This window comes from Pontimicrobium sp. MEBiC01747 (assembly GCF_053601635.1).
Genome location: NZ_JBSHNS010000506.1, coordinates 1 through 9610 on the forward strand (window position 1 = coordinate 1; position 9610 = coordinate 9610).

At 30.1% G+C, this 9610-nt stretch carries 10 protein-coding genes; all 10 read left to right on the forward strand.

Features of this window, described 5'->3' with window-relative positions; translation table 11 throughout:
* A partial coding sequence (locus ACVC2P_RS16495) for a DUF6909 family protein (protein WP_452599553.1) occupies nucleotides 1-561 on the forward strand: 561 nt, incomplete at its 5' end.
* A 16-nt stretch (nucleotides 562-577) separates the two neighbouring features.
* Nucleotides 578-1642 (forward strand): hypothetical protein, encoded by a 1065-nt coding sequence (locus ACVC2P_RS16500; RefSeq protein WP_452599554.1) that lies wholly within the window; start codon nucleotides 578-580, stop codon nucleotides 1640-1642.
* A complete protein-coding gene (gene rfbB, locus ACVC2P_RS16505; RefSeq protein ID WP_452599555.1) occupies nucleotides 1632-2648 on the forward strand; it encodes a dTDP-glucose 4,6-dehydratase in 1017 nt (338 codons plus the stop codon). Before ACVC2P_RS16500 ends, rfbB begins: the two co-directional genes overlap by 11 nt.
* 29 nt (nucleotides 2649-2677) lie before the next feature.
* Nucleotides 2678-3541 (forward strand): glucose-1-phosphate thymidylyltransferase RfbA, encoded by an 864-nt coding sequence (gene rfbA, locus ACVC2P_RS16510; RefSeq protein ID WP_452599556.1) that lies wholly within the window; start codon nucleotides 2678-2680, stop codon nucleotides 3539-3541.
* 11 nt (nucleotides 3542-3552) lie between these two features.
* A complete protein-coding gene (rfbC, locus tag ACVC2P_RS16515; protein ID WP_452599557.1) occupies nucleotides 3553-4098 on the forward strand; it encodes a dTDP-4-dehydrorhamnose 3,5-epimerase in 546 nt (181 codons plus the stop codon).
* Entirely contained in the window at nucleotides 4095-4964 is an 870-nt protein-coding gene (gene rfbD / locus ACVC2P_RS16520; RefSeq protein WP_452599558.1) for a dTDP-4-dehydrorhamnose reductase, read from the forward strand. The genes rfbC and rfbD overlap by 4 nt, the downstream gene beginning before the upstream one ends.
* A gap of 50 nt (nucleotides 4965-5014) precedes the next feature.
* Nucleotides 5015-6274, forward strand: coding sequence for a nucleotide sugar dehydrogenase (locus ACVC2P_RS16525; RefSeq protein ID WP_452599562.1), 1260 nt, complete (start codon nucleotides 5015-5017; stop codon nucleotides 6272-6274).
* Nucleotides 6275-6383: 109 nt separating this feature from the next.
* Complete coding sequence (gene wecB, locus ACVC2P_RS16530) at nucleotides 6384-7508, forward strand: non-hydrolyzing UDP-N-acetylglucosamine 2-epimerase (protein ID WP_452599559.1); 1125 nt, start codon at nucleotides 6384-6386, stop codon at nucleotides 7506-7508.
* The gene (gene wecC / locus ACVC2P_RS16535) at nucleotides 7508-8710 is read left to right on the forward strand and encodes a UDP-N-acetyl-D-mannosamine dehydrogenase (RefSeq protein ID WP_452599560.1); all 1203 of its coding nucleotides are present in this window, start codon (nucleotides 7508-7510) and stop codon (nucleotides 8708-8710) included. Before wecB ends, wecC begins: the two co-directional genes overlap by 1 nt.
* Before the next feature lie 7 nt (nucleotides 8711-8717).
* Nucleotides 8718-9610: UDP-N-acetylglucosamine 4,6-dehydratase (inverting) (pseB, locus tag ACVC2P_RS16540; RefSeq protein WP_452599561.1), on the forward strand; the 893-nt coding region annotated here is incomplete at its 3' end.

Here is a 9610-nt window from a genome sequence, read left to right on the forward strand (position 1 = left end):
GTTATGGATTATGCTTTTGGTGAACAAGCTTATGAAACTATAGATGAACTTTTAAAACCTTATGGGGATAAAGGTACTAAAGTTCACTTAAATGTAGAATCTATTTCTGTAATGGGGAAGGCTGGAATTTTAGAAGGAGGAAAAGGAGATATAATGATACCGTCTGCACATATTTTTGAAGGCACAGCAGATAATTATCCTTTTAAAAATGAATTAAGTAAGTCTGATCTTGAAGGGCAAGGTGTAGATGTATACGAAGGTTCTATGATTTCGGTGTTAGGAACATCATTACAAAATAAAGACATATTAAAGTTCTTTTTCAATTCAACATGGAATGTTATTGGATTAGAAATGGAGGGAGCACACTATCAAAAAGCTATTCAAGCGTCATCAAAAGTAAGAGGAAGTATTAACCTAGATGTAAAAGTAAGATATGCTTATTATGCTAGTGATAACCCATTAGAAACAGGAGGTACTTTAGCATCTGGAGGGTTAGGAACCTCTGGAGTTCGACCAACCTATTTAATAACTAGAAAGATTTTAAAACAAATATTTAATTAACCATTTTACCGCAATTATGAGTAAAGAATTACCATCGAATAAAAATACATCTGAAGAAGTCGACTTAGTTGTATTTTTTAATATAATAGGCAATCTGTTTACTAGACTTTTTAATTTTATAGGTTCCATTTTAAAGTCAATTTTTTCAGTAATAATAATTATTATTAAGTCTGTTGTTATTAATTGGAAAATAATTGCAAGTGTAATTATTGCTACTGCTATATTAGGATACGTTCTTGAGCGAAATAAACCCAAAGTATATAGCTCAGACATGTTGGTGAGGCCATATTTTGACTCTAAATATCAGTTAGTTACTAATATTAATTATTTTAATGCTCTAATTGCCAATCAAGATTATAATACATTAAAAGCTATTTTCGTAAAAAACGATACTGTAAAGATTGATATAGATAAAGTAAAATCTTTTAAAATTGAACCTGGACCTGAAACAGAAAACGATAAAGTTTTACAATATCAAGGTTTTTTAAGAGCATTAGACAGTTCTAGTGTAGAAAATGTATCATTCGAAGACTATATAGATAATCGAAGTATATATTCTGGAAGCTTATTTTTAATAACAGTAGAATCTTACAAAAAGGATATTTTTAAAGATTTAGAATATGGTATTAATTCGGCATTCACAAATGATTTTTCTGAAAGAAAGAAAAAGAAAGAGAATAAATTATATGAGTTAGAAAAAAAGAATATTCTTGAAAACTTAAAAGAAGTAGACTCCCTACAAAGAATTTATATAGATGTTTTACAAGAAGAAACAAAGAATCCTAGTAAGGATTTTAAATTAGGAGGGTTTTCTCTGCAGCAAGAAAAATCAGGAACAAAAGAATACGAGTTACTTGAAAAAGAAATAAAATTAAGAGAGCAATTAAGAGAGTTAGAAGAAAAAGCGATATCTAAAGATGTTTTTGTAGATGTAATATCTAGTTTTCAAAGAGTAGGAAATCAAAAAATCACCTTTAAAGAAAGGTATTCTATTATTTTTCCATTATTAGCTTTTGTTATGTTATGCTTGATTTATATAATAATAAGAATTATAAAATATGCAATGCAATATGAAAACTAATACGGTTTTAGTCACAGGAGGAGCAGGTTTTATAGGTTCTAATTTTATACCTTTTTTTTTAGAAAAAAATAAAAACACCAAGGTAGTAAATATAGATAAACTAACTTATGCAGGAGAACTGACTAATTTAAAAGAAATTTATAATCATGAAAACTACACCTTTATCGAAGGAGATATTTGTGATGGTAATTTAATTGAAGAACAGTTTAATAAATATAATTTCAATGGTGTTATTCATTTTGCTGCAGAGTCACACGTAGATAATTCTATAACCGATCCAGGAGCATTTATAAATACAAATATTGTAGGGACATTTAATCTCTTAGAAACAGCAAAAAAATATTGGATGAAGGGGCCTAATAAAATAAAAGAAGGCTATGAAGATTGTCGATTTCACCATATATCTACAGACGAAGTTTATGGAACTTTAGGAGAAAATGGGTTATTTACTGAACAAACACCTTATGCTCCTAATAGTCCATACAGTGCATCTAAAGCATCTTCAGATTTTATTGTTAGAAGTTATTTTCATACTTATGGAATGAATGTAGTTACTACCAATTGCTCTAATAACTATGGGCCTAAACAACATAACGAAAAGCTCATTCCTACAATAATTAGAAAAGCTATTACAGGAGAGCAAATACCTATTTATGGGAATGGTAAAAACATAAGAGATTGGTTATATGTTTTAGATCATTGTAAAGGCATTGATTTGGTTTACAAAAAAGGTAAAACAGGAGAGACCTATAACATAGGAGGTAGAAATGAAAGAGATAATTTATATATAGCAGACACTATTTGTAGAATTTTGGATGAAATAAAACCATCTAAAAAATCTTATAAAGAACAGATAACATTTGTAAAAGATAGACCTGGGCATGATTTTAGATATGCAATAGATGCCTCAAAAATAGAAATGAATCTTGGGTGGAAAGCCGATGAAAACTTTGAGACAGGTATTAAAAAAACCATTGATTGGTATTTAAAGAAGTATGATAATTAGTTCTTTTAAAAATAATTTATAAAAAATAGATGAAAGGAATAATACTAGCTGGAGGATCAGGCACACGACTGCACCCATTAACGTTGGCGGTAAGTAAGCAATTAATGCCTATTTATGATAAGCCAATGATATATTATCCTTTATCTACATTAATGTCGTCAGGAATTAAAGAGATTTTAATAATATCTACACCTCACGATTTACCTCTTTTCGAAGCTCTTCTAGGTGATGGAAAAAAGTTTGGATGCAATTTTCAATATGCAGTGCAAGAGGCCCCTAATGGGTTAGCAGAAGCATTTATAATTGGAGAAGAATTTATAGGTAAAGATAAAGTCGCTTTAATATTAGGAGATAATATATTTTATGGAACAGGGTTAGAAAAATTACTACAAGCAAATAATAATCCAGAAGGAGGTATTATATATGCTTATCATGTTTTAGATCCAGAGCGTTACGGTGTTGTAGAATTTGATAACAATGGAGAGGCAATTTCTATAGAAGAAAAGCCAAAAAAACCTAAATCTAATTATGCAGTACCTGGTATATATTTTTATGATAATAATGTAGTTCGTATAGCAAAAAATATAAAACCAAGTCATAGAGGAGAATTAGAAATTACAGACGTTAATAAAGAGTATTTAAGGCGGAAAAAATTAAAAGTTAGTGTATTAGATAAAGGAACTGCCTGGTTAGATACAGGGACTTTTAATTCGCTAATGCAAGCTTCTCAGTTTGTTCAGGTAATAGAAGAAAGGCAAGGGCTAAAAATTGGAGCTATTGAAGAAGTAGCTTACAGAATGGGTTACATAGACAAAAATCAATTAAAAAACCTTATACAACCATTAATAAAAAGCGGCTATGGCAAGCACCTGCTAAGCATTTTAGAAAAATAACACAGCTATATATGAAAGTTATTGAAACAAATCTTGAAGGGTGTTTTGTTATAGAACCTAGGGTTTTTTACGATCAAAGAGGTTATTTTTTTGAAACATTTAATAATAGTCTTTTTAATAAACAAACAGGAACAAAAACAACTTTCGTTCAGGATAATGAGTCTTATTCTTCTAAAGGTGTTTTAAGAGGGTTGCATTATCAAACAGGTGAATATGCGCAAGCTAAGTTAGTTCGTGTTATACGAGGTAATGTTTTGGATGTAGCTGTAGATATTAGGAGGAATTCTAAAACATATGGACGATACGTTTCTGTAGAATTAAGTGGCGAAAATAAAAAACAATTATTTGTCCCAAGAGGTTTTGCTCATGGATTTGTTGTACTTAGTGATATTGCTATTTTTTCATATAAATGTGATAATTTTTACAATAAAACTGCAGAAGGAGGTATTATTTATAATGATCCAGTTTTAAATATCGATTGGGAATTACCTTCAAATCAATTGAATATTTCAGAAAAAGATGCAATTTTGCCAAAACTTGAAGACGCAAAATTATGAATAATAAAAAAGTCTTAGTTACTGGAGCTAATGGACAACTAGGGCAGACTATAAAAGAATTGTTTTTTGAAAACGACAAGAATATTGAATTTGTTTTTGTTAAAAAAGCGGATTTAGATATTAGTAATGTAGAAAAACTTAAAGCTTTTTTTAAAGAAACTAATTTTGATTACTGTATTAACTGTGCTGCATATACTAATGTTGAGCAAGCAGAAGATTCTCAAGAGCTTGCTTTTAAAATTAATGCGGAAGCAGTTAAAAATATAGCAACTATTTGTAATAAAAATAACATAATTTTAATACATATTTCTACAGATTACGTTTTTGATGGCGAAAAAAAGACTCCTTACTTAGAAACAGATATGGCTAATCCACTAAATGAATATGGTAGGTCAAAGTATGCTGGAGAACAATATATAAAAGAAATTACTGTGAAGTATTTTATAATAAGAACCTCTTGGTTATATTCTAAATACAGAAAAAACTTTTTTAAAACAATAGTTAATAAGATTAATGAAAATCAATCGCTTAAAATAACAACAGCAGAGACAGGGACTCCTACAAGTTGTATTGATTTAGCAGAATTTATTTATACCTTAATATTGTCTAGAAGTAGAAATTTTGGTGTCTATCATTATAGTAATGAAGGGGAAGCAACTTGGTATGATTTTGCAATAGAAATAGCTAGTCACTATAATCATTATAACATATCAAAAATAACTCCTGTAGATTCTTTTAAAACTAAGGCCAAAAGACCTAGATATAGTGTTTTGTCTAAAAGCAAAGCAAACAACCTTGTAGCTAAAACAGCACCTAATTGGGAATATAGTATAGAAAGAGTTATATTAACTGATTCTATAGAATAGAACAAAAAACGATTATAAAATATCATTTTTTTAATTTTTTAATATTAATGATGAATAAAAATAAAATAGCTGTAATAGGATTAGGTTATGTGGGATTACCATTAGCAGTCGAGTTTTCCAAAAAAGGAATAGCAGTAATAGGTTTTGATATTAATACAAATAGAATAAATGAATTAATATCTAATAATGATCATACATTAGAAGTATCCTCTTCAGATTTAAAACTTGCAAAAACACTTACGTTTACAAGTGTCGTAGAAGATTTAAGAGCGGCAAATATATATATAGTTACAGTTCCTACACCAATAACAAAATCAAAATCTCCTAATTTGAAACCTATAGAAATGGCAAGTAAAACTGTAGGCTCTGTTTTAAAAAAGGGAGATGTAGTTATATACGAATCCACAGTTTATCCCGGTTGTACAGAAGAAGTTTGCGTGCCAATTTTAGCTAATAATAGTGGTTTAAAATTTAATGAAGATTTTTATTGTGGTTATTCACCAGAAAGAATAAACCCCGGAGATAAAAAGCATAAAATAAATAATATAGTAAAAGTAACATCTGGAAGTACACCAAAAACAGCAAATTTTGTCGATGAATTATACAAGCTAATAATTTTTGCGGGGACACATAAAACTTCATCTATAAAAGTAGCAGAAGCAGCTAAAGTAATAGAAAATACACAAAGAGATTTAAATATTGCATTTATTAATGAATTGGCGATTATTTTTGATAAATTAGAAATAGATACACATGAAGTGCTAGAAGCTGCCAAAACAAAATGGAACTTTTTACCATTTACTCCAGGCTTGGTTGGAGGGCATTGTATTGGTGTAGATCCATATTATTTAACACATAAAGCTGAATCATTAGGATACCACCCAGAAGTTATTTTAGCAGGAAGAAGAATAAATTCTAATATGGGTATGTTTGTGGCTAATAAATTAGTAAAACTATTAGCAAAAAAAGGACATACAATTAAAAACAATAGAATTTTAGTATTAGGTATTACATTTAAAGAAAACTGTCCAGATATAAGGAATACTAGAGTTATAGATGTAATAGACGAGTTACAAGAGTTTGGTTTTAAAGTAGATGTATACGACTCTTTTGCCGATAAAGATGAAGTTAAAAAAGAATATAATATTGATTTAATCTCTCAAATAATAGAAGACTATCAAGGTATTATTTTAGCTGTGGCACACAAGGAATTTAAGTTGCTTGATTGGAAAAATATAGTCAAAAAAGATACCGTTTTGTTTGATTTAAAAGGATTCTTGCCAAAAGAAATAGTTACAGCTAGATTATAGTATTTAATAGAATAAAAATATTGAACATGTTATTAATAATATATAAAACAGTACTTTTGCAAATTGAAAAAATAAGCATTCAAAAAACAGGTTGTATTATAGAATCCCTATGAAAAAAAATCTAATCATTTTTGGTACTCGACCAGAAGCTATTAAAATGGCGCCTTTGGTTAAAGAATTTTTAAAACATAATAATGAGTTTAATACAAAAGTATGTATAACAGCTCAACATAGAGAGATGCTAGACCAAGTTTTATCCTTTTTTGAAATAACACCGGACTATGATTTGGACTTAATGAAGCCAAATCAAAACTTATATTCTTTAACAGCAGATATAATAAATGGTTTAAAACCAGTTCTAGAAGAATTTAAACCAGACTACGTTTACGTACATGGAGATACAACAACAACCATGGCAGCAAGTATAGCAGCATTTTATTCAGGAGCAAAAATTTGTCATGTAGAAGCTGGTTTACGAACATTTAACAAAAGATCCCCCTTTCCAGAAGAAGTTAATAGAAGTATCGCTGGAAGTGTATCAGATTATCATTTTGCACCAACAGAGACCTCTCAACAAAATCTATTAAACGAAAATATATCAGAAAAAAATATAATAATTACAGGTAATACAGTAATAGACGCACTTCAATTTAGTTCAAAAAAAGTAAGCTCTATTAACTATAATGATGATGAGGTTAATTATTTAAAAACTATTGTAGACCAATCTAAAAAACTAATATTAGTAACTGGCCATAGAAGAGAAAATCATGGTCAAGGATTTATCGATATATGTAGTGCGCTAAAACAATTAGCAATAGAACATACAGACGCACAAATTATTTACCCTGTTCATTTAAACCCAAATGTTCAAAAACCAGTATATGAACTATTGGGAGATGTTGAAAATATTAAACTAATAAAACCACTATCATACCCAGCATTTGTTTGGTTAATGAATATGTCCTATATAATAATAACAGATAGTGGAGGAGTACAAGAAGAAGCACCAAGCTTAGGGAAGCCGGTTTTAGTAATGAGAGACACAACAGAAAGACCAGAAGCCGTTGAAGCGGGTACTGTTTTTTTAGTTGGAACAGACAAAAATAAAATAATTAAAGAGGCTAATTATCTATTAAAAGATAAAGAAGCCTACACTAAAATGAGTAAGCTACATAATCCATATGGAGATGGAACAGGATGTAGTAAAATCGTAAAATTTATATCTAACCTATAATGAGTAATAAACCAAAAGTAGTAATGGTTGGGCTTGGTTACATAGGGCTTCCAACAGCCGCATTAATAGCAAGTAAAAGTATTAATGTAACTGGGGTAGACATACACCAAAGAGTAGTCGATACAATAAATAAAGGAGAAATACATATTGTAGAACCAGATTTAGATGGTTTAGTACACCATGTAGTAAAAGAAGGATTCTTAAAAGCAAGCACAACTCCAGAAGAGGCAGATGTCTATTTAATAGCTGTACCAACGCCTTTTAAAGAAAACCATCAACCAGATATTTCGTATGTGGAATCTGCAACTAGAGCAATTCTATCTACATTAAAAGAAGGAGCCTTAATAATTATAGAGTCTACAAGTCCAGTGGGAACAACAGAAAAAATGGAGCAAGTTATTTTTTCACAAAGACCAGACTTAAAAGGCAAAATTTTTATGGCTTATTGCCCAGAACGAGTTTTACCAGGAAATGTAATTCATGAATTAGAGCATAATGATAGAGCCATAGGAGGAGTAAATGAAGCATCTACAGATAAAGCTGCTTGGTTTTACAAATACTTTGTAAAAGGAGAACTACATAAAACAAATGCCAAAACAGCAGAGATGTGTAAGCTAGTAGAAAATTCTTCTAGAGATGTACAAATTGCTTTTGCGAATGAATTATCTATTATATCAGATAAAGCAGGAATAAATGTATGGGAGCTAATAAGACTAGCAAATAAACACCCAAGAGTTAATATCCTACAACCAGGAACAGGAGTAGGAGGGCACTGTATAGCAGTAGACCCATGGTTTATTGTTTCTGAATTTCCTGAAGAAGCAAAAATAATAAGAACAGCCAGAGAAATAAATAATTATAAAACCGAATGGGTTATAGAAAAAATTAAAAATGCTGCATTACAATTTGAACTAAATAACGGGAAAAAACCAAAAATTGCTGCTATGGGGTTAGCATTTAAGCCTAACATAGATGATTTAAGAGAGTCCCCAGCTGTATTGGTAGTAGATACATTATTAAAGGATAATTTTGATGTGCTTGCAGTGGAACCTAATATAGATACACATAAAAATTATAATATAATACCAACTAAAAAAGCTATTGAAGAAGCAGATATTATCGCCTATTTAGTAGCACACAAAGAATTTTTAACTTTAGAGAAAACAAAAAACGCCATAGATTTCTGTGGAATATATAAATAGTAAGAATATGAATTTAGATTTAAACGGAAAATCGATATTAATAACAGGAGGGACAGGCTCTTTTGGAAAAATGTTTACCAAATTAATTCTAGAACGTAACCCAGAAGTTAAACGTTTAGTTATTCTTTCTAGAGATGAACAAAAACATTTTCAAATGGCAATGGATTTTCCAGAACATGAATATCCAGCTATTCGTTATTTTATAGGCGATGTAAGAGATAAAGAGCGTTTAATTAGCGCTTTCGAAGGGATAGATATTGTTATTCATGCAGCAGCAATGAAGCATGTACACTTGGCCGAATATAACCCTATGGAATGTGTAAAAACAAATATTCTAGGGGCAGAAAATGTTATAGCAGCAGCCTTACACTGTGGTGTAAAAGATGTTGTAGCACTTTCAACAGATAAAGCAGCAGCACCGATAAATTTATATGGAGCAACTAAATTAGCTTCAGATAAGTTATTTATTGCAGCTAATAATATTAAAGGGAAAAGAGACGTTAAGTTCTCAGTAGTAAGATATGGAAACGTTATGGGGTCTAATGGCTCGGTAATGCCTTTCTTTTTAAAGAAAAGAGCAGAAGGGGTTTTACCTATAACGCACCCAAAAATGACACGTTTTAACATCTCGTTAGAAGATGGTTGCCAGATGGTTTTTGATGCAATAGAAAAAGCATGGGGAGGAGAAGTGTTTGTTCCAAAAATTCCATCATATAAAATTGTAGATGTAGCAACGGCAATTGGACCTAATTGCGAACAAAAAGTAGTAGGTATCCGTCCAGGTGAGAAGTTACATGAAGAAATGATTACGGTCTCTGATGCCATGAATACGTATGATTTAGGAAAATATTATGCTATTCTTCCACAAAAAACTATTTTTAATCTAGATGAATTTATAAC